We start from the raw sequence: 18,164 nt of genomic DNA, 5'->3' as shown, positions 1-18,164 counted from the left end.
CAGATCGGCCGGCCTGCTGCGCTGGTTGATGGCTGCGCAGACCGGCCTCTTGCCAACCCCAACAACCCCAGCTCAGATCAACGACGGACTCTTGTTATGGCTGGATGAGAAACGGGGGTCACGTCACAAGTTGTTAGGCGAAACTAGGCCTTGCCTAGTGAAAGCAACAGGTCCTCTAGACCCTTATGATAGCTTGCTCGGAAGTCCGCGTACCTGATGTCGGCTAGGAGAGAGGGAGATTGAACATCCTCGATCACCACCGGAAGAATCTTCACGCCGCTTCCAGACACCTGCCGCGCCAACGCTGAGCGCCATTCTCGTTTGACCCATTGAGAGCTAGCCGCTGCTGCTGAGACAAATAGAACGAGTGCATCCGCTCGTTCCGTCCCTTCGTTGATTTTATCAATGATTGAGTCGCCGACTGCGATCTCGAACTCGTCCATCCAAACCTTGTGCCCGGCCTCTGTCAGGTCGCTGCAAACGCGCCTGACGAATGGTTTGTCTGCAGAGGCGTGGCAGAGGAATACCCTTTTCTCTTCGCCAGAGGTTCGCATCTTTATCTCGCGCGCCCAGATTTCGTCAGAGATGAAAGCCTGCTCCTGAAGCAAGTCGGTTAGCTCTTCGGGGTCGTAGTCGTCGTCATGGCTGTTCCAAGCCATGTTAAAGACTTCAGCTTGGATTTCCTGAAGCCGCTCAATCAAATCCTTCATCGTTGCGGGCCGAAGAAACTGCTGGGGTATGTCGTAAGAACCTCGGCAGTACGTGTACTTGCCGAACTTTACGATTTCGCACGCGACTCCAAGCTCACTGCGATAGGGATCGTCTGCCGGTGCGTCGTCGTCGGCGAGGTCAGGGGTGGACCATTCCACTCCTGCCTCCTCCATCCAAGCGATCTCAAAATCATTCATCTCCGAACGGAGGATGAATGCATCGTCATCATTCTCGCAGATTCTACCTTCGAAAAAGCCAGCTGTGACAACCAAGGCCTGCACCATGAACCGTGGCCGGCTCACAGGTTCGTCCTCCTCCTCTTGTGTTGTCACCAGCCCTCAGCCGACCGCCGCGACGATCTTCTGGGCGGCGTCGTCGAGGTCGTCGGCGGCCGTGATGGCCAGGCCGGACTCGTTCAGGATCTTCTTGCCCAGTTCGACATTGGTGCCTTCCAGACGGACGACCAGCGGCACCTTCAGGCCCACTTCCTGCACCGCCGCGACGACGCCCTCGGCGATGACGTCGCACTTCATGATGCCGCCGAAGATGTTGACCAGGATGCCCTGGACGTTCGGGTCGGCGGTGATGATCTTGAACGCCGCCGCGACCTTCTCCTTGCCGGCGCCGCCGCCGACGTCGCAGAAGTTGGCCGGCTCCTTGCCGTACAACTTGATGATGTCCATCGTCGCCATGGCCAGGCCGGCGCCGTTGACCATGCAGCCGATGTTGCCGTCCAGGGCGACATAGGCCAGATCCCAGGCCGAGGCCTCGATCTCCTTGGCGTCTTCCTCGGTCTCGTCCCGCAGTTCCTTGATGTCGGCGTGACGGAACAGGGCGTTGCCGTCGAAGCTGACCTTGGCGTCCAGCACGCGCAGGCGGCCGTTCTCCATGACGATCAGCGGATTGATCTCCAGCATGGCCATGTCGGTCTCGACGAAGGCCTTGTAGAGGATCGGGAACAGCGACTTGCCGTCCTCGGCCGCGTCGCCGGTCAGGGCCAGGGCGGCGTTGAGCGCGGCCACGTCGGCCTCGGTCACGCCCGTGGCCGGGTCGATGACGATGGTCTGGATCTTCTCGGGCGTGTCGTGGGCGACCGCCTCGATGTCCATGCCGCCCTCGGTCGAGACGACGAAGGCGATCCGGCCGTGTTCACGGTCGACCAGCAGCGAGCAGTACAGCTCTCGCGCGATGTCGGCGCCGTCTTCGATGTACAGGCGATTGACCTGCTTGCCGGCCTCGCCCGTCTGGGCCGTGACCAGGGTGTTGCCCAGCATCTCCCCGGCGTGCTTGACGGCCTCCTCGACCGAGAAGGCCAGGCGGACGCCGCCCTTGGCGTCGGCCGGCAGTTCCTTGAACTTGCCCTTGCCGCGTCCGCCGGCGTGGATCTGGGATTTCACGACATACAGCGGGCCCGGCAGCGACTTGGCGGCCGCCTCGACCTGATCGACCGACGTCACCGCGACGCCCTCGGCGACCGGGGCGCCGAAGCCCTTCAGGACCTGTTTCGCCTGATATTCGTGAATGTTCATGGAGACCGCCGCGACCGCTGCTGCAAAAGGTTGCGGGGCTTATAGGCCCCGCGCCTTCGCAGGCGCAACAGGGCCCGCCGATGCTTTTGGTCTATGGATGCGCCGGGATCAGTCGATCCAGTCCCGCTTGAGGGTGCGCGACGCGGCGATCAGCAGAACGGCAGCCGTCAGATAGAAGCCCATCCCGGTATAGATCGCCCAGCGCAGGCTCTCGTCGCCGAACGTGGGGCGCAGCAGGTCCGACATCCAGCCGAAATAGAAGAAGCCGACGGCGATCCCCAACAGGTTGTTGATCAGCAGGAACAGGGCCGAAGCCGTCGATCGCATCGGCGCGGGGACCAGATGCTGGATCGAGGCGGTGATCGGACCGAGCCAGGCCAGATTCAGGCCGGTCGGGACCAGGAAGATCAGGAAGGCGACCGTCAGGGCCAACGGGGAATTCATCACCTGGGCGCCCGGCATGATCAGGCCGATCAGCCAGTTGGAGTTCATGGCCAGGATGAAACAGGGCCCGGAGATCAGGAAAGCGACGGCGGGCACCAGCGGATAGACCCCCTTGCCGCGACCCGACAGCTTGTCGGCGATCATGCCCCCCATCCAGATGCCGGCGATGCCGCCGATCAGGGCGATGCCGGAATAGTACCAGCTGGTCTGGGCCAGGCTGAGACCGAAGCTGCGCATGTAGAACAGGGGCAGCCACCCCGCCACGCCGTAGCCGCAGACCGAAGACGACGCGGCGCCCAACGCCAGCAGCCAGAAGCTCGGCTTGGGAATGACCACCGAAGCGGTCGCCCGGGCCAGATAGACCGAGGCCCCGATCACCAGAGCCAGAAGTCCGGCGAACGCCAGCAACAGCGGCTGGTTGGACCCCGAGAAAGCGATTCCCATGGCGCCGAGCGCCGCCCCGACCAGGGAAATTCCGGCGATGGCCAGGAGGATGAAGGCGGCGGCGCGCCCCGGGCCCTCGGCCGCGCTGTCGGCGACCTTGCGGTCGTCGACGTTCAAGGCTGCCGCCGTCGGAACCGCCTTGACCGCATCGGTCCCGCCGCGCTTGGGATCCCGCACCGTCAACCGCAGCAGGGGCGCGACCAGAAGTCCGATCAGCCCCACCACGATGAAGGCCGTGCGCCAACCGTAGGTCGCCGCCAGCAGCCCGCCCACCAGGGTCCCGGCCGCCGTGCCCAGAGGGATGCCGAAGGCGAAGGCCGCCAGGGCGCGCGCCCTCTGATGCGGCGGGAAATAGTCGGCGATCAGGGAGTAGGCCGGGGCCACGCCTCCCGCCTCCCCGACGCCCACACCCATCCGGAACAGGAACAGCTGGGTGAAGCTGCCGGCCACGCCGCACAGGGCCGTGAACCCCGACCAGACGGCCAGGGCCCCGGTCATGATCCAGACCCGGCTGAACCGGTCCGCCAGCCAGGCGAGGGGGATGGCCAGGGTGGAATAGACCGAGGCGAAGGCGATCCCGCCCAGCAGGCCGAACTGGCTGTCCGACATGCCGAAATGCGCCTTCAGCGGCGCCGCCAGGATGCCGATGATCTGGCGATCCAGGAAATTCAGCATGTAGATCAGGATCAGCACCGCCAGCACATAGAAGCGGTAGCCGGGGCGCTCTGTCTGCGGCGCGGCGTTCGGATCGGCCGTCTGGTCGGTCATACGCATTCCCTCCGATGCGGCGCTGGCGGACCGCTTGGCGCAGACGGTAGCGTGAGCAGCGTACCTTGGCCACGAAAAAATGCAGGGCGGCCGATCATGGCCGATGCCCTCGACATACCGTATCTACGAAACAGAAAAGGCGGCGTCCGGGGACGCCGCCTTTGAAGTCTCACGCGGTCACGTCAATCAGAACTTGAGACCCAGGGTCGCGGTCACGGTGCGCGGCGCGCCGTAGAAGGCGATCAGCGAATCGCCGGTCAGGGCGCCCGGGAAGCTGTAGCCGCCGATCTTGTAGCGTTCGTCGGACAGGTTCTTGCCGTGGACGCCGAAGGTCAGCTTGTCGTTGGCCGAGGTCCAGACGACGCTGGCGTCGAACATCCAGTAAGCGTCCAGCTGGTCCAGCAGCGGCGCCGGGGTCTCGAACTGCTGGTAGGCGCCGCGATAGGAAGCCGAAGGCAGGAAGGAGATCATGCCTCCGTTCGCCAGGAACCAGTTGTAGGTCGCGCCGATCGATCCGGTCCATTCCGGCGTGTTCTGGAAGTCGCGGGCGTTCGAGACATCGACGAAACAGCCGACCAGGGTCGGGCAGGTCGAGTTCAGCGGGCCGGTCGGGATATAGGCCAGGAACTCGTCGAACTGGGCGTCGATATAGCTGAGCGAGGCGTTCAGGGTGAAGCTCGGCGTGACGCGGAACCGGCCCTCGAACTCCCAGCCGCGGATCGAGGACGAACCGACATTGTCCACCACCGAGGCGACGGTCGCGCCGGCCGGATACTGGGTCGTGATCTGCTGATCCTCGTAAGACGAGTCGAAGATCGCCGTGGCGAACGACAGACGCCGGTCGAACAGCGCGCCCTTCAGGCCCAGCTCGACCGTCTCGACGGTTTCGGGATCATAGCCGTTGACCGTATTCGGATAGAGCACCGCATCGCCGCGCATGTCGAAACCGCCCGACTTGAAGCCGCGCCCCCAGGAGGCATAGGCGGTCAGGTCATCGCCGAACTTGTAGCTGGCCGACACCCGGGGCGTGAACTCCTCGAAGGTGCGGGTCGCGGTGTAGTTGGTGCGCGGCCCGCCCAGCAGAACCGCGGCGCTGTTGCCGAACGCCGGGCTGCGGATGCCCAGGTACTGCTGACGGAACACCGTCCCCGTCTTCTCATCGCGGGTCCAGCGACCGCCGGCCGAGATGGACAGGGCGTCCGTCACGTCGAAGCTGAAGTCGCCGAAGACCGCCATGCTTTCGGTATCCACCGAACCCGACGTCAGCGTCGTCAGGTTCACCAGACCGACCACCGTATCGAAGGCGCCCGAAGCGGTGGCGTCCATATAGTAGACGCCCGCCACCCCGTTCCAACGTCCGCCGTCAAACAGCAGTTGGAACTCCTGGCTGAACTGGTTGTCGTCATAGCGGGCCGGAATGTCGAGGATCGGCGCCGGCTGATTGTCGAAATCAATGTTGCCGCGGGTCGAGCCGTCGCGCCAGGCGGTGACCGACTTGAACGTCATCCAGTCGTTGGCCAGCCATTCGCCGGTGAAGGACACGCCGCGCGTCTCGACGCTGTTGGTGTCGCCGGCGCCGGCGTTGGTGTCATAGACGTCGGCGGGGCTCGGCGCGACCTCGCGGTGGCCGTGGCGGGCGTTCGAATCGTCGTTCACCGCGTCGGCGGCCAGACGGAAGAACAGTCTGTCGCTCGGCGCCCATTCGACGCTGATGCGCCCGGCCATCACATCCTTGTTGTAGTGCTCGTTGCCGGTGTTCAGGTTCGTGCCGAAGCCGTCGCGCAGATAGCGGGCCAGCGCAGCCGAAACGCCGAACTTCTCATTGACCGGCAGCTCGGCGCTGGCGACCAGATCGCGCTGGTCATAGCTGCCGTAGGAGGCGCGGATGAACCCTTCCGGCTCGTCGGCGTCGATGCGGCGCGTGACGTATTTGATCGCGCCGCCGATGGTGTTGCGGCCATAGAGCGTGCCCTGCGGCCCGCGCAGGACCTCGATGCGCTCCACGTCGAAGATGTCAAGAACGGCCGCTTGCGGACGCGCCACATAGACGTCGTCGATGTACAGACCCACGCCCGGATCGAAGCCCCACAGCGGATCCTGCTGGCCGACGCCCCGGATGAAGGAGATCAGGGTCGAGTTCGAGCCGCGCGCCGCGTTCAGCGTCAGGCTGGGCGTCGAGCGCGCCAGTTCGGTGATGTCGGCCGAGCCCTTGGCCTCAAGCTGCTCGCCGGAGACGGCGGTCACGGCGACCGGGACGTCCTGCAGGCTTTCCTCACGACGGCGCGCCGTGACGACGATGTCGTCCACGGTGGCGACCGGCTCCTGCGACACCGCGTCCTGTGCGACGGCGCCGGTGGACACCGCACCCCAGGCCGCGCCGGCCAGCAGCGCGCTCTTGATCAGTCGATTCATTGGGAGACCCCCGATCCTGTTGTTTCCAGCGAGACGCTTTTTATTCAGCGTTCAATGATTTTCTGCAAACTGACCTTGAAACCGGTTTCTGTCAAACGGCCAGGCTGGAAAATCCGAAGCCCGACACGCAGTGAGCCGGCGCCTGTGGCGCCGCTGCACGGGTCGTTGCCTCGACGGGGCTTGCGGGACTAGCCTTTGGTCGATGAGCCAGAAAGACGCACCCGACGCCTTCGCCGCCCCCGCCGTCCCCGCGTCGCCTGCGGCGCCGGCGCGACGCGGGCGCCCGCCCAAGGCCGCCAAGGCCGGGGTTTCCGACACGCGGGACGCCATTCTCGACGCGGCGGAGGACCTGTTCTCCAAACACGGCTTCTACGGCGTCACCATCCGGGAGGTGGCGCGAGAGGCCGGAGTCGATACGGCTCTGGTCCACTACTATTTCGGCGCGAAGCGCGACCTTTTCGACGCCGTCTTCACACGCCGCGCCGAGGTCTGGAACAATGAGCGGGTCGCGGCCATCAACCGCTACGCCGCCTCGGCCGGTGAAGCCATGACCCTGGAGGGGCTGCTCGAAGCCTTCCTCCGGCCGCCGTTCGAATGGTCGCTGAAGGGCGGACCCGGCTGGAAACACTACGCCGCCCTTGTCGCCCAGACCAACGCCAACCCGACCTTCGGCGGCGAGACGATGGCGCGCTATTTCGACCCGGCGATCCGGCGGCTCATCGAACTGATCGGCCAGGTCCTGCCACAGGCGCGGGACGTCGACCTCTACTGGGGCTACCACAATCTGTCCGGCGCCCTGACCCTGACCCTGGGCGAGACCGGACGCCTGGATCGACTGTCCGGCGGCCTCTGCCGCTCGGGCGACCTGGAAAGCGCCTGCGACTATATGGTGCGTTTCGCCGCCGCCGGATTCCGGGCCGTCTGCGGCCCCGAACGGCAGACCTGAACGATTTCGGCTAGCGGCCGCCGCGCAGGATGATCCTCTGGGTCACCCCGCCCGGCGTCAGGTCAAACGCCGCCTCCTCGAACCGCGGCGGGCCGAAGCGGCCCCGCGCGTCGCGCGAATAGCCGTGCGGCTCGCTGACCCCGCCGAAGCGGGCGCGCGTCGGCTTGCCGTCGCCGTCCGCATCCTGCCAGGCGACGATCGCATAGCGGCCGGCGGGGAGATTGACCACGAACGCGCGGCTCACCTCGGCGTCGCGCGCGAGGGTCAGGGTGCGGACAGGCGCTTCGTTGCGGCGGAATCCGTCGGCGTCGCGATAGATGGCGACGGAGATCGGCTCGCGCCGCGTCGCCTCGACCTCAAGCAGCAGAGAGGTCTGTTGCGTGCGCGCGCCCACCGGCCGGGCGGTCGCCGAGGCCACGGCGGCCGCCGCCTCTGGCGACAGAACGGTCGCGCCGGCTCCGGGCGTGGCAGGTCCCCGCGCCTCCGCGCCGCCGTTCGACGCCGGAGTTTCGGCCGCCTCGGTCGACATGTCCCGCGCGGCGGCCTCCGCTGCGGGGGAGCCGGGTCGCGGCGGCGGCGGAATGGGCACGCCGCCGGTCTGCTGGGCCGAGGCTTGGGCGACGCCCGACCCCGCCAGGACGAGGGCCAGAACGGCGGCCCGGAATATGGGGACGGTCTTCATTCCGGTGCGGTTTCGTGGTCTCACAGACGTCTGTCACGAACCATGACGACGAAGCGCCGCCGATTGCAATGCAAACCCGTCCTTTTCCCTCCCCGCGAGAGGCGTCTCGCCCCGTATCCGGCATGAGAGGCGATATATGACCAAAACCGGACCCTTCGGGCGCGGCCTGGCGGTCGCGGTCGCGGCCGGCGTCGTCCTGGCCCTGACCGGCGCTTTCAACAGCGGGGGTGCGCCGCTGTGGCTGCGGATGGCCTACTGGATTCCGCTGATGATCGCGGGCGGTCTCTGGGGGCAGGCGGCCTCCTGGTTGCTGGATCGGTTCATCGCTCTGGATGAACGGCCCTGGCTGACTGTCGCCCTGCTGAGCCTGCTGATCACCGGCCCCGTGGTGGTCATGGTCTGGGGCGTGACCGGCATGATTTTCGACGGCCGCCCCTATCCGCTGGCCTCCCTGCCCTATTTCATCGGGCCTGTGCTGATCATCACGGTGACGCTAAGCGCGATCAACGTCTTCCTGGATCGGGCCCGGCCGGTGCAGACCCATGCGGCGGCGGACGGTAAAGGCGCAATCTCCAGATTTCCCGACCGGCTTCCGGCCAGACTGCGCGGCGCCGAGATCCGCGCCGTACAGGCCGAGGACCACTATCTGCGCATCCACACCGATCGCGGATCGGACCTGATCCTGATGCGGCTGTCGGACGCCCTGGATGAACTCCAAGGCCTGGAGGGCGCCCAGACCCACCGCAGCTGGTGGGTGGCGCGGGGAGCGGTGCTCGAGGTGACGCGCGGCGACGGGCGGGCCACGCTGACGCTGGAGGGCGGGCTGACGGCCCCGGTCAGCCGCCGCTACGCCCGAGCTCTCAGGGACGCCGGCTGGTACTGAGCCGGCTAGAGCCCTGGATCCCAGACACCCGCGTCGCGCATGCGGCATTCCTGCGCCTGATCGGCCCGTCCGGACAGTTCGCCGGCCATCGCCTTGATCTCGTCCGACACCGTCGTCTTGCACAGCCCCGGCGCCGCGCCGTGCAGAAAGGCCGCGCCCGAAAGCCGCAAAAGCCGAAGGCCGAAACCCCACGCCTGCCCCATGTGGTGGAAATAGCCCTCGCCCACCTCCCGGGGATGATCGAGAAACAGGCGCTTGAAGTGGCTGATCATGGAGGTTCCGCGCAACGGGACCGCGGCCCCTACCCGATGCGGCTATTCTGGCCTAAACCGGGCCGAAGAACAGGGGCCGGATGGTCGCGCGTCGTCACGATCCGCTGAACGCGCGCCGACGCCGAAACCCCAGACAGAAACGCCAAACCCAGGACCTTCCGCATGGCCGACGGCGCCGCCCCCGCACAACAGACCTTCAAATGGGATGATCCGTTCGACATGGACGGCCGCCTGACCGAGGACGAACGCGCCATCCGCGACGCCGCCCGGTCCTATGCGCGCGAACAGCTTCTGCCCCGCGTGGTCGCCGCCTTCCGCGACGAGACCTTCGACCGCGAGATCATGACCGAGATGGGCCAAATGGGCTTCCTCGGCGCCATGCTGCCCGAACAGTATGGCGGATCGGGCGTCAGCCACGTCGCCTACGGCCTGATCGCGCGCGAGATCGAGGCGGTCGACAGCGGCTATCGCTCCGCCATGTCGGTGCAGTCGTCCCTGGCCATGTATCCGATCTACGCCTTTGGCTCTGAAGAGCAGAAGATGCGCTTCCTGCCGCGCATGGCGGCCGGCGAACTGGTCGGCTGTTTCGGCCTGACCGAGGCCGACGGCGGGTCGGACCCGGCCTCGATGAAGACCACGGCGGTGGCGGTCGACGGCGGCTATCGCCTCAACGGCGGCAAGTACTGGATCACCAATTCGCCGATCTCTGACCTGGCCGTCGTCTGGGCCAAGCTGGACGGCGTCATTCGCGGCTTCATCGTCGAGCGCGGCATGGAGGGCTTCACCACCGGCAAGATCGGCGACAAGCTGTCGCTCCGGGCCTCGATCACCGGCGACATCGGCCTGAATGACGTCTTCGTCCCCGAGGCCAATCTCCTGCCGGGCGTCAAGGGCCTGCGCGGCCCCTTCTCCTGCCTGAACAAGGCCCGCTACGGCATCGCCTGGGGCGCCATGGGCGCCGCCGAGTTCTGCCTGCACGCCACGCGCGACTATGTGTCCGAGCGGATGCTGTTCGGACGCCCCCTGTCGTCGCGCCAACTGGTCCAGAAGAAGCTGGCCGACATGCAGACGGAGATTTTCCTCGGCCTGGAAGGCGCCTACGCCCTCGGCCGCCTGCTCGACACCGGCGCCTGGGTGCCCGAGGCCATCAGCCTGATGAAGCGCAACAACTGCGGCAAGGCCCTGGCCATCGCCCGCGAGGCCCGCGACATGCACGGCGGCGCGGGGATCACGGGGGAGCTCCACGTCATGCGCCACGCCATGAACCTGGAAACCGTCAACACCTATGAAGGCGCCCACGACGTCCACGCCCTGATCCTGGGCCGCGCCATAACCGGCGAAAGCGCGTTCTAGGGCTGGTCCGGCGGCGTCGCCGTCGATCCCGTGTTGACCTCCGGCACATAGAGGCCGGTGACGGCGCGCGTCAGAAATCCGCCCGGCTGGGTGCGTGGACCGAAGGCGGCGCAAGGGTCGGGGTCAGCGATCCGGCGCGCCTTCCTCTCCGGATTGGAAACGGCGTCGCCCACGGCGTCCCCGAACGGCTCGGCCAGTTGCAGGGCGTCGCCGATCCGCGACAGGGACGGCGTATCCGTGCCGATCGGCTGGGCGTCGCGCGCCCAGGTCAGGGCGGCGATCCGGCGTCCGGCCGCATCGGTCAGCTCGGCTTCGGCGGAAAGGCCGCCCGTGGTTCCGGGCGCCCGTACGGTCCCCGGTCCGGGAATAAGGTGATTGGCCACGGCGGCCAGCCCGGCCGCCGCCCGGCCATTGACGCGGACGCCCGTAACCCCGACCCGCAGGACCGCGGATCCCGGCTCGTCCGCACCGGCAGCCAGGTCGAAACGCTCGCTCACCTCGTAGCAGACCTGACGATCGACCTCGCGCAACACCACCCGGCGCTCGGCGTCGGACAGGCCTGACCCGGCGTCACCCACCAGTACGGCGGGGACCAGGCGAACACGGCCGACGGCGGCGGCGGCCGCGTCGTCCCGGCCTTCGCGGATCGAGGCGCGCACCGCCTGCGTGTCTTCCGTCAGGCCTCCATAGCTGGACAGGAATCCGCTCTCGGAATGGCCCGCCGACTGACAGGCCGCCAGCCCCGCCATGGTCGCCGCCAGAACCGCCAGCCTGGCCGTTACGTTTCGTCTCATCTGGAACTCCCCGCCTGGATGCGCCCGATACGAACGTCAGGAAGGGTCAGATGGCTCCGGTTTGCGATTCCGCCCGCCCGCCCTATCCTCTCGCCGGGGAGGACGGGGCCTTGACGAGCGAAATCGAGACCGGCGGTGAAGGGGCGGCGGTGGCCCAGGCCTTCGCGGCCCTGAGCGACATGTTCCGGGGGCGGCGCGCCCTGCTGCTGGAAGACGATCCCAGCCTGGCTGAACATGTGGCCGAGCGGCTGCTGCGCGCCGGTTTCGACGCCGTCGATCGCTTCGAGGCCGGGGAGAGCGCGCTCGCCGCCGGCACGGCTGTCGCCTATGACGTGATGATCCTGGACCGGATGACCCTGGGCCTCGACGGTCTGACGACGCTGAAGCGGCTGCGCGAGGGCGGGGGGCCTTCCGCAACGGCCCCGGCCCTGATGTTGACGGCGCTCGGCGGCGAAAGCCAGAAGGTCGAGGGCCTGCTGGGCGGCGCCGACGACTATCTGGCAAAGCCGGTCGGAGACGAAGAGCTGCTGGCCCGGGTGGCGGCGCAGTTACGCCGGTCGCCGCGTCACGCCCGACCGTCCAGCGCCGACATCGTCAACGGACCGTTTCGCCTGTCGCCCGGCGCCCGGACCCTGAAGCTGGAGACCACCGGGCCCGACGGCGCCGCCGCCAGCCGCCTGATCGACCTGTCGCCGCTGGAGTTCGCCATCGTCGCCGAGCTGATGCAGGCGCGCGGTCAGCCGGTCACCAAGACCATGCTCTGGGACCGCTGCTGGGTGGAATGGAAATTCCTCCCCGATAATTTCGTCAACATCATCGACGCCCGCATCAGCGCCCTGCGCCGCCGGCTGAAGGAACAGGCGCCGGAGATCGGCGAGGACCTGCATCCGCTGATCGTCTCCGCCCGCAGCCAAAGCCTCATCTTCCGCGACCTGGACGTCTGACATGCCCGGGGCGCGGGGTCCGGTCCGCCGACTGAGCGATGCGCTGCGGGCCTGGCTGGGTCGGCGCACATCGACCCAGCTGGTGGCGGCCATAGCGGTTCTGGCCGCCGCCGCCCTGACCGGTTCCCTGATGGTCACCGGTCTGGCGGCGCGCATGGACCAGCGCCAGCAGGCGGCGCTGGCGGCGCTGGACGACTACGCCCGCATCACCCAGAAGGTGGGCGAGGAATCGACCCTGGCCGCCGGGACCCTGACCCCCGCCGACGTCGCCTATCTGTCCGCCGTCCTCGCCGCCCTCCAGGTCGGACCCGACCGTGAGGCCGTGACCCTGGAAGAGACCTGCCGCACCGGACGCGGCGGCGCCGGCGTCCGCTATATCCGCGCGCCGGTGGGCAAGCCGGCCGGGCTGGCGGACCTGGCCAGCGCCCGACGGACCCGCCTGTCCCGCCTCGGGCCGGACATCTTCGCCGTCTCGCTCCCGCGCGGCAGCCTGTGCGCGACCCGGTCCGTCGAGGCGGTGGTCGTGCGGCGTCAGCAGGGCGCGCTGGATGTCTGGGTCGGGCGGGTGGTGGATCAGTCGGGCCAGGCCTGGGGCTGGGCCGTGCTGGCCGTCATGGCCACCGGACTGGTGATCCTCGTTTCTGGCCTGGCGGCCTCGACCTGGTCCAGCCGACGGCTGGTGCACGCCATCGCCGAGGTCAGCCGGACCCTGGACCGCGCCGCCGTCGGCGACTTCTCCCAGCGCGCGCCCGAGGTCGGCGTGGCCCCCGAACTGTCCGAGCTGACGATCCACGCCAATCGCACCCTCGACAGGCTGGAAGAGCTGATGACCTGGCTCCGGGATTCCACCGATCAACTGGCCCACGATTTCCGCACCCCCCTGGCGCGCGCCTCGGCCCGGCTGGAGCAACTGGCGGAGACCGAAGATCCCGACCGACGCCTGCGACTGGGCCGGGAGGCCGCCCAGGACCTGCGCCGTCTGACCCGCCAGATGAACGAGGCGATGGCCCTGCGCGAAGGCGAGGCCTGGCGGTTCGAAGCCGTCAGACTGGACGATCTGGCGCGGGCCGTCGCCGACCTCTACGCGCCCCTGGCCGAGGATCGTGGCGTCCGCATCCAGGTCGAGGCCGCCGAGGCGGTTGCGGTCATGGGCGTGCCGTCCCTGCTCCAGCGCGCCGCCGCCAACCTGGTCGACAACGCCGTCAAATTCTCTCCGGAAGGCGACGTCGTGATCATTCGGACCGCGGTCGAGACCGAGGGCGCCGTCCTCTCGGTGCGGGACCGTGGGCCGGGACTGGATCCGCAGCTCCTGGCCGATCCCACGCTGCGGGTCGCCGCCGCCGAAGCCGAGGGACGCGAAAGCCACGGCCTTGGCCTGAGTTTCGTGCGAGCCGTCCTGGGCCGCCACGGCGGACGGATGACGATTGATGACGCGGGTCCAGGGGCCATCGTCACGGCGCATTTCCCACGCTAGGCTCTTTCAGGCGGGTCGCGCGTCGGCCCGGTCGAGGAGCCTCCATGTCGTCTGCCGTCCGTTCGCCCCGCGCCTCCTGCCTGATCCTGGCCGGACTGGTGCTCGCCTCGACGGCCGCGGCGCCGGCGCCGGCGCTCGCGTCTTCGGCCTCGGCCACGGCTCGCCCCCAGACCGCGCGCACCCCGACCACGCCCCCCACCCTGCCCCCCGCCCTGCCCCTGCCGTATGACGAACAGCGCGGCGTCTTCACCTTCGCCGCCGGGCTTGAACGCAGCCTGCCGGCCGTGGTCCAGGTGACCACCCTCGGATCCTCGCGGGGGCCGACCTCCGACGAGAACGCCGCCAAGCCGCTGCAGTCCGGGTCCGGCGTCATCATCGACGCCCGCCAGGGAATCCTGGTCACCAACAACCACGTCGTCGAGGGCGGCGGGAAGTTCACGGTCGATCTGACCGACGGCAGGCTGTTCGACGCCGTCCTGGTCGGAACGGACAAGGCCACCGACCTGGCGGTGCTGCGGATCGTGGCCGACGATCCGGCGTCCCTCGGCCTGTCACAGGTCGAAACGGTCGATTCCGACACCCTCAGGACCGGCGACCTGGCCTTCGCGGTCGGCTATCCCCTGGGGCTGGACCAGACCCTGACCATGGGCGTCATCTCCGGTCTGGGCCGATCGGGGCTCGGCGACGCGGTCGAGGACTACATCCAGACCGACGCGGCCGTGAATTCGGGCAATTCCGGCGGCCCGCTGCTGGACAGTCGGGGACGGCTGATCGGCATCAACACCTCCATTCTCTCTGGCGGTTCCGACCCCCTGGGTCTCGGCGGTCGCGGCGGGAACGACGGCATCGCCTTCGCCGTGCCCACCCGGATCATGATGTTCGTGGTCGATCAGCTTCGCGAAGACGGCGAGGTCACGCGCGGCCGCATCGGCGCCGTCCTGGGATCCCTGAACGCCCAGCGTGCGCGGGATCTGGGTCTGCGGATCGTGCGCGGCGCCGTCGTCGAGGACGTCACGCCGGGATCGCCCATGGAGCAGGCCGGACTGCGTCGTCGCGACGTCCTGACCCGGATCCAGAACCGGGCGGTGGCCAACGCGGGCTCGGTCCTCGCCACGGTCGGCATCGCCGAGCCCGGCGCCCGTCTGTCGGTGGTGTATCTGCGTGAGGGGCGCGAGGCCACGACCACCCTGACCGTGGGCCCGATGGATCCGCCGGCCGTGGCCGTCGGTCGTGACGCGGTGATCGCCTTCGGCGCCCAGTTCTCGGGCGGACATGCAGGCGGCGTTCGGGTCGATGCGGTCGAGGGCGGCTCGGACTTCGCCCGGATCGACCTGCGAGCGGGCGATTATGTCACAGAAGTGGACGGCGCGGCCGTAGCGGACCTGGCGGGTCTGGCCGCCGCACTGGCGGCCGAGGCGCCGCTGAAGCTGACGGTGCGCCGCGAAGACGAGACGATCGTCCTGACCGAGGTCCGGGGCCCGGCCCCGGAGGCCGACTGATCCTGCCTGCCTGAACGCAAAACGCCCGCCGCGCCGGGAGGGGGGAAGGGGCGCAGCGGGCGTCTCGCTTGGAGGAAGCGTCGGCCCGTCGAAGCCTTTGCTGGAAACATCCAGGGGGGCTGGGGGGGCTGTTCAGGTTCCGGAACGCTTCCGAACTCCGACCGGCCGACGCTTGTGTTTTCACCGGCCATGCGGGCGGGCGAAGGACCGAAAATGGACCATTTCGTGTCCGTCGAAATGATCCGCCGGGTGCTGGCGTCCCGGCGGCGTCGGACCTAGATTCCCGTCATGAGCCTTGACGCCACTCCACCGGCCGGCGGCCCGAACGACGGCGCCGCCCAGGCCGGGCCGGTGTTCTTTCATCGGCGAGAACTGGACCTGATCCTGCGGGTCTACGGCCGAATGGTCGCCGCCGGCGAATGGCGCGACTACGCCATGATCGGTCACAAGGAGGTGGCCGAATTCGCCGTCTTCCGTCGCTCGGGCGACGCCCCGGCCTACCGCATCGAGAAACGCCCGGCCCTGCAGACCCGCCAGGGCCAGTGGGCGGTGATCGGCGAGGGCGGCCAGATTCTGAAGCGCGGTCGCGAGCTCGATCAGGTGCTGCGGGTGTTCGACAGCCGCCGCTTCCAGGTCGTGGAATAGAAAAGGGCTCCGGCGACGCCGGAGCCCTTCTTCAGTTCAGACCTGCCGGCATGACGCCATCACGCGCCGCTGCGGGCCGATGTCCTGTCGTCAGCGACGGCCGCCCATGAAGGCCAGCAGGAACTGGAACAGATTGATGAAGTTGATGAACAGGCTGAGCGCGCCGAAGCCGGTCGCCACGCCCATGGCCTGCTGATCGCCGCCCAGGGCGTAATACGTCATCTTCAGCCGCTGGGTGTCATAGGCGATCAGTCCCGAGAAGATCAGCACGCCGATCCCCGAAATGATCAGGTAGAACATCTCGGACCGCAGGAACATGTTGACGATCGACGCGATCACCAGGCCGATCACCCCCATGATCAGGAAGGTGCCGATCGGGCTCATGTCGCGCTTGGTCGTGTAGCCGAACAGGCTCAGCCCGCCGAAGGCCGCCGCCGTCACGAAGAAGGTCGAGGCCAACGAACCGCCCGTGTAACGCAGGAACAGAATGCCCATGCCGGCGCCGATGGTGGCGACCACCGCCCAGTACAGCAGGTTCACGCCCCGGGCCGTCGGGTTCTTCATGAAGAACATCGAGCCGAACAGCAGCACCAGCGGCGCGAACTGCACGATCAGGCCCAGCATCGTCAGTCCGGCCAGCCGGCCCGAACCGTCGACGACATAGAGCAGCGGCTGCACCGGCGGATAGTTGCCGGTCATGAAGGCCAGGGCGCCGGCGACCACCAGGCCGAGGGCCAGTTTGTTGTAGACCCCCAGCATGAAGGCGCGCAGGCCGGCGTCCACCGACATGTCGGCCGTCTGCGGCAGGGGTCGCGCATAGCCGTTGTTGAAATCGCTCATGGCGAAACTCGTCTCCTCTCGCCGGGGACGCACCCCGGTCGTCTTGCGCAATATCGTGCGGCGGCGGCGTCGCTGCAAGACGAACGGGCCTTTCGAGACCCCGTTCCGCCCGCTACCAAGGGTCGCATGTTGCGGTTGTTCAGCGCCATTCCGATCCCGGACGACATCGCCGAAACCCTGGCGCGACGCCAGACCGGCCTGCCCGGCGCGCGCTGGCGGCCTCTGGACGCCCTGCACGTCACCCTGACCTTCTATGGCGAGACCGATGAGCGGACGGCCGACGATCTGGCGTCCGAACTGATCCGCGCCCAGGCCGGCGGACCCTTCGAGATCGTGCTGAGCGGCGTCGGCGCCTTCGGCGACAACCATCGCAGCCATACGATCTGGGCCGGGGTCGAGCCGAACGAGCGGCTGAACGTCCTGGCCGGCCGCTGCCGCTCCGCCGCCGGGCGGGCCGGCCTGCGGCTCGAGCCCCGTGTCTACCGGCCTCACGTCACCCTGGCCTATCTGAAGCCCCAGGCCGACCCGGCCCGCGTCGGCGCCTGGCTGACCGGGCACAATCTGTTGAAATCGCCGCCGATCCGCATCGACCGTTTCGGCCTGTACTCCAGCGTCCTGACCGGCGACGGCGCGGTTTATGCGCTGGAAAGGGAGTATCTGCTGTGACCCTGCCCCCTCGCGACATCGCCCCCGGCCCGGTGCTGGAGACCGAACGCCTGATCCTGCGGCCCACGGCGATGGAGGACTTCCCGCGCTGGGCCGAGTTCATGGCCGATGCGGAGGCCGCCCGCTTCATCGGCGGCGTCCAGGCTCCCCCGGCCGCCTGGCGCGGTCTCATGACCATGGCCGGCGCCTGGGCGCTGACCGGCGTGTCCATGTTCTCGGTCATCGAGAAGGCGTCGGGTCTGTGGGTCGGACGGCTGGGCCCCTGGACCCCGGACGGCTGGCCGGGAACCGAGGTCGGCTGGGGCCTTCACCCCGACGCCCAGGGCAAGGGCTACGCCGCGGAGGGGGCCACGGCCGCCCTCGACTACGCCTTCGACGTCCTCGGCTGGACCGAGGTCATCCACTGCATCGACCCCGACAATACGCCGTCGCAACGCCTGGCCGAACGCCTGGGCTCGACCAACCTGGGTCCGACGCGCCTGCCGCCGCCCTTCGAGACCATCGCCGTGGATCGCTGGGGCCAGACCCGGGAGGAATGGCGCGCTCGACGGCGCTGAGCCTTGCAGACTTGGCGTGTCTGTCGAAAGCCCGAGCATCCATACCCGACCATCGAAGGCTACGTCTCGGTCTTCAAGCGCGGCATGAAGGGCGTCAACCAGCACTGCTCCAAGAGGCACCTGCACCGCTAAAGGGCGGAGTTTGACTTCCGTTTCAGCAACCGCGCTGCGCTAGGTGACGTGACCCCCGTTTCTCATCCAGCCATAACAAGAGTCCGTCGTTGATCTGAGCTGGGGTTGTTGGGGTTGGCAAGAGGCCGGTCTGCGCAGCCATCAACCAGCGCAGCAGGCCGGCCGATCT

Annotated in this window: 17 protein-coding genes; 9 read left to right on the top strand and 8 right to left on the bottom strand. The window is 68.1% G+C overall.

All coding sequences use genetic code 11. From position 1 onward, the window contains the following. Positions 1–143 precede the first annotated feature (143 nt). The 4 genes from ACO2Q1_RS17110 to ACO2Q1_RS17095 form a co-directional block, all read right to left on the bottom strand. Entirely contained in the window at positions 144–995 is an 852-nt protein-coding gene (locus ACO2Q1_RS17110; protein ID WP_423330671.1) for a toll/interleukin-1 receptor domain-containing protein, read from the bottom strand. Positions 996–1,049: 54 nt separating this feature from the next. Next, on the bottom strand, positions 1,050–2,240 hold the full coding sequence (gene sucC, locus ACO2Q1_RS17105; protein WP_423330670.1) for an ADP-forming succinate--CoA ligase subunit beta: 1,191 nt from the start codon (positions 2,238–2,240) through the stop codon (positions 1,050–1,052). Positions 2,241–2,348: 108 nt separating this feature from the next. Next, entirely contained in the window at positions 2,349–3,902 is a 1,554-nt protein-coding gene (locus ACO2Q1_RS17100) for a spinster family MFS transporter (protein WP_423330669.1), read from the bottom strand. 180 nt (positions 3,903–4,082) lie between these two features. Next, complete coding sequence (locus ACO2Q1_RS17095; protein ID WP_423330668.1) at positions 4,083–6,308, bottom strand: TonB-dependent receptor; 2,226 nt, start codon at positions 6,306–6,308, stop codon at positions 4,083–4,085. A 202-nt stretch (positions 6,309–6,510) separates the two neighbouring features. On the opposite strand from ACO2Q1_RS17095, the gene ACO2Q1_RS17090 reads away from it, so the two are divergent. Then, complete coding sequence (locus ACO2Q1_RS17090) at positions 6,511–7,254, top strand: TetR/AcrR family transcriptional regulator (protein WP_423330667.1); 744 nt, start codon at positions 6,511–6,513, stop codon at positions 7,252–7,254. Positions 7,255–7,264: 10 nt separating this feature from the next. On the opposite strand, the gene ACO2Q1_RS17085 is transcribed toward ACO2Q1_RS17090, so the two are convergent. Beyond that, positions 7,265–7,936, bottom strand: coding sequence for a DUF2141 domain-containing protein (locus ACO2Q1_RS17085; RefSeq protein ID WP_423330666.1), 672 nt, complete (start codon positions 7,934–7,936; stop codon positions 7,265–7,267). 136 nt (positions 7,937–8,072) lie between these two features. Between ACO2Q1_RS17085 and ACO2Q1_RS17080 the strand changes: the two genes are divergently transcribed. Beyond that, on the top strand, positions 8,073–8,819 hold the full coding sequence (locus tag ACO2Q1_RS17080) for a LytTR family DNA-binding domain-containing protein (protein WP_423330665.1): 747 nt from the start codon (positions 8,073–8,075) through the stop codon (positions 8,817–8,819). A 5-nt stretch (positions 8,820–8,824) separates the two neighbouring features. Here ACO2Q1_RS17080 and ACO2Q1_RS17075 read toward each other — a convergent pair whose 3' ends face one another. After that, positions 8,825–9,091: a DUF6356 family protein gene (locus ACO2Q1_RS17075; protein WP_423330664.1), complete on the bottom strand. Its 267-nt coding sequence runs from the start codon at positions 9,089–9,091 to the stop codon at positions 8,825–8,827. 162 nt (positions 9,092–9,253) lie between these two features. Between ACO2Q1_RS17075 and ACO2Q1_RS17070 the strand changes: the two genes are divergently transcribed. Next, complete coding sequence (locus tag ACO2Q1_RS17070; protein ID WP_423330663.1) at positions 9,254–10,444, top strand: acyl-CoA dehydrogenase; 1,191 nt, start codon at positions 9,254–9,256, stop codon at positions 10,442–10,444. On the opposite strand, the gene ACO2Q1_RS17065 is transcribed toward ACO2Q1_RS17070, so the two are convergent. After that, positions 10,441–11,238 (bottom strand): DUF3313 family protein, encoded by a 798-nt coding sequence (locus tag ACO2Q1_RS17065; RefSeq protein ID WP_423330662.1) that lies wholly within the window; start codon positions 11,236–11,238, stop codon positions 10,441–10,443. The genes ACO2Q1_RS17070 and ACO2Q1_RS17065 overlap by 4 nt on opposite strands. A gap of 110 nt (positions 11,239–11,348) precedes the next feature. Between ACO2Q1_RS17065 and ACO2Q1_RS17060 the strand changes: the two genes are divergently transcribed. The 4 genes from ACO2Q1_RS17060 to ACO2Q1_RS17045 all read left to right on the top strand — a co-directional run bounded on the left by ACO2Q1_RS17060 (position 11,349) and on the right by ACO2Q1_RS17045 (position 15,800). Then, positions 11,349–12,182 carry a response regulator transcription factor gene (locus ACO2Q1_RS17060; protein WP_423330661.1) on the top strand — a complete coding sequence of 278 codons (834 nt, stop codon included), beginning with the start codon at positions 11,349–11,351 and terminating at the stop codon, positions 12,180–12,182. A gap of 1 nt (position 12,183) precedes the next feature. After that, a complete protein-coding gene (locus ACO2Q1_RS17055) occupies positions 12,184–13,656 on the top strand; it encodes an ATP-binding protein (protein ID WP_423330660.1) in 1,473 nt (490 codons plus the stop codon). Positions 13,657–13,700: 44 nt separating this feature from the next. Beyond that, positions 13,701–15,155 (top strand): S1C family serine protease, encoded by a 1,455-nt coding sequence (locus tag ACO2Q1_RS17050; RefSeq protein WP_423330659.1) that lies wholly within the window; start codon positions 13,701–13,703, stop codon positions 15,153–15,155. A 288-nt stretch (positions 15,156–15,443) separates the two neighbouring features. Next, complete coding sequence (locus ACO2Q1_RS17045) at positions 15,444–15,800, top strand: DUF2794 domain-containing protein (RefSeq protein ID WP_423330658.1); 357 nt, start codon at positions 15,444–15,446, stop codon at positions 15,798–15,800. Between the two features lie 90 nt (positions 15,801–15,890). On the opposite strand, the gene ACO2Q1_RS17040 is transcribed toward ACO2Q1_RS17045, so the two are convergent. After that, the gene (locus tag ACO2Q1_RS17040) at positions 15,891–16,640 is read right to left on the bottom strand and encodes a Bax inhibitor-1/YccA family protein (RefSeq protein WP_423330657.1); all 750 of its coding nucleotides are present in this window, start codon (positions 16,638–16,640) and stop codon (positions 15,891–15,893) included. 126 nt (positions 16,641–16,766) lie between these two features. On the opposite strand from ACO2Q1_RS17040, the gene thpR reads away from it, so the two are divergent. Then, complete coding sequence (thpR, locus tag ACO2Q1_RS17035) at positions 16,767–17,306, top strand: RNA 2',3'-cyclic phosphodiesterase (protein WP_423330656.1); 540 nt, start codon at positions 16,767–16,769, stop codon at positions 17,304–17,306. Next, entirely contained in the window at positions 17,303–17,863 is a 561-nt protein-coding gene (locus tag ACO2Q1_RS17030) for a GNAT family N-acetyltransferase (protein WP_423330655.1), read from the top strand. The genes thpR and ACO2Q1_RS17030 overlap by 4 nt, the downstream gene beginning before the upstream one ends. The last annotated feature ends 301 nt before the right edge of the window (positions 17,864–18,164 follow it).

Origin of the sequence: Brevundimonas sp. VNH65 (genome assembly GCF_049445955.1) — a bacterium.
In the GTDB taxonomy this organism is placed as follows: Bacteria; Pseudomonadota; Alphaproteobacteria; order Caulobacterales; family Caulobacteraceae; genus Brevundimonas.
This window is presented reverse-complemented; position numbering and strand designations above follow the sequence as displayed.

What these genes read in the sequence shown, in the direction of transcription:
- ACO2Q1_RS17090 (WP_423330667.1), top strand. Translation starts at nt 6,511, where the DNA reads ATGAGCCAGAAAGACGCACCCGACGCCTTCGCCGCCCCCGCCGTCCCC.
- ACO2Q1_RS17055 (WP_423330660.1), top strand. Translation starts at nt 12,184, where the DNA reads ATGCCCGGGGCGCGGGGTCCGGTCCGCCGACTGAGCGATGCGCTGCGG.
- ACO2Q1_RS17045 (WP_423330658.1), top strand. Translation starts at nt 15,444, where the DNA reads ATGAGCCTTGACGCCACTCCACCGGCCGGCGGCCCGAACGACGGCGCC.
- ACO2Q1_RS17080 (WP_423330665.1), top strand. Translation starts at nt 8,073, where the DNA reads ATGACCAAAACCGGACCCTTCGGGCGCGGCCTGGCGGTCGCGGTCGCG.
- ACO2Q1_RS17110 (WP_423330671.1), bottom strand. Translation starts at nt 995, where the DNA reads ATGGTGCAGGCCTTGGTTGTCACAGCTGGCTTTTTCGAAGGTAGAATC.
- sucC (WP_423330670.1), bottom strand. Translation starts at nt 2,240, where the DNA reads ATGAACATTCACGAATATCAGGCGAAACAGGTCCTGAAGGGCTTCGGC.
- ACO2Q1_RS17040 (WP_423330657.1), bottom strand. Translation starts at nt 16,640, where the DNA reads ATGAGCGATTTCAACAACGGCTATGCGCGACCCCTGCCGCAGACGGCC.
- ACO2Q1_RS17095 (WP_423330668.1), bottom strand. Translation starts at nt 6,308, where the DNA reads ATGAATCGACTGATCAAGAGCGCGCTGCTGGCCGGCGCGGCCTGGGGT.
- thpR (WP_423330656.1), top strand. Translation starts at nt 16,767, where the DNA reads ATGTTGCGGTTGTTCAGCGCCATTCCGATCCCGGACGACATCGCCGAA.
- ACO2Q1_RS17100 (WP_423330669.1), bottom strand. Translation starts at nt 3,902, where the DNA reads ATGCGTATGACCGACCAGACGGCCGATCCGAACGCCGCGCCGCAGACA.
- ACO2Q1_RS17085 (WP_423330666.1), bottom strand. Translation starts at nt 7,936, where the DNA reads ATGAAGACCGTCCCCATATTCCGGGCCGCCGTTCTGGCCCTCGTCCTG.
- ACO2Q1_RS17075 (WP_423330664.1), bottom strand. Translation starts at nt 9,091, where the DNA reads ATGATCAGCCACTTCAAGCGCCTGTTTCTCGATCATCCCCGGGAGGTG.
- ACO2Q1_RS17070 (WP_423330663.1), top strand. Translation starts at nt 9,254, where the DNA reads ATGGCCGACGGCGCCGCCCCCGCACAACAGACCTTCAAATGGGATGAT.
- ACO2Q1_RS17050 (WP_423330659.1), top strand. Translation starts at nt 13,701, where the DNA reads ATGTCGTCTGCCGTCCGTTCGCCCCGCGCCTCCTGCCTGATCCTGGCC.
- ACO2Q1_RS17065 (WP_423330662.1), bottom strand. Translation starts at nt 11,238, where the DNA reads ATGAGACGAAACGTAACGGCCAGGCTGGCGGTTCTGGCGGCGACCATG.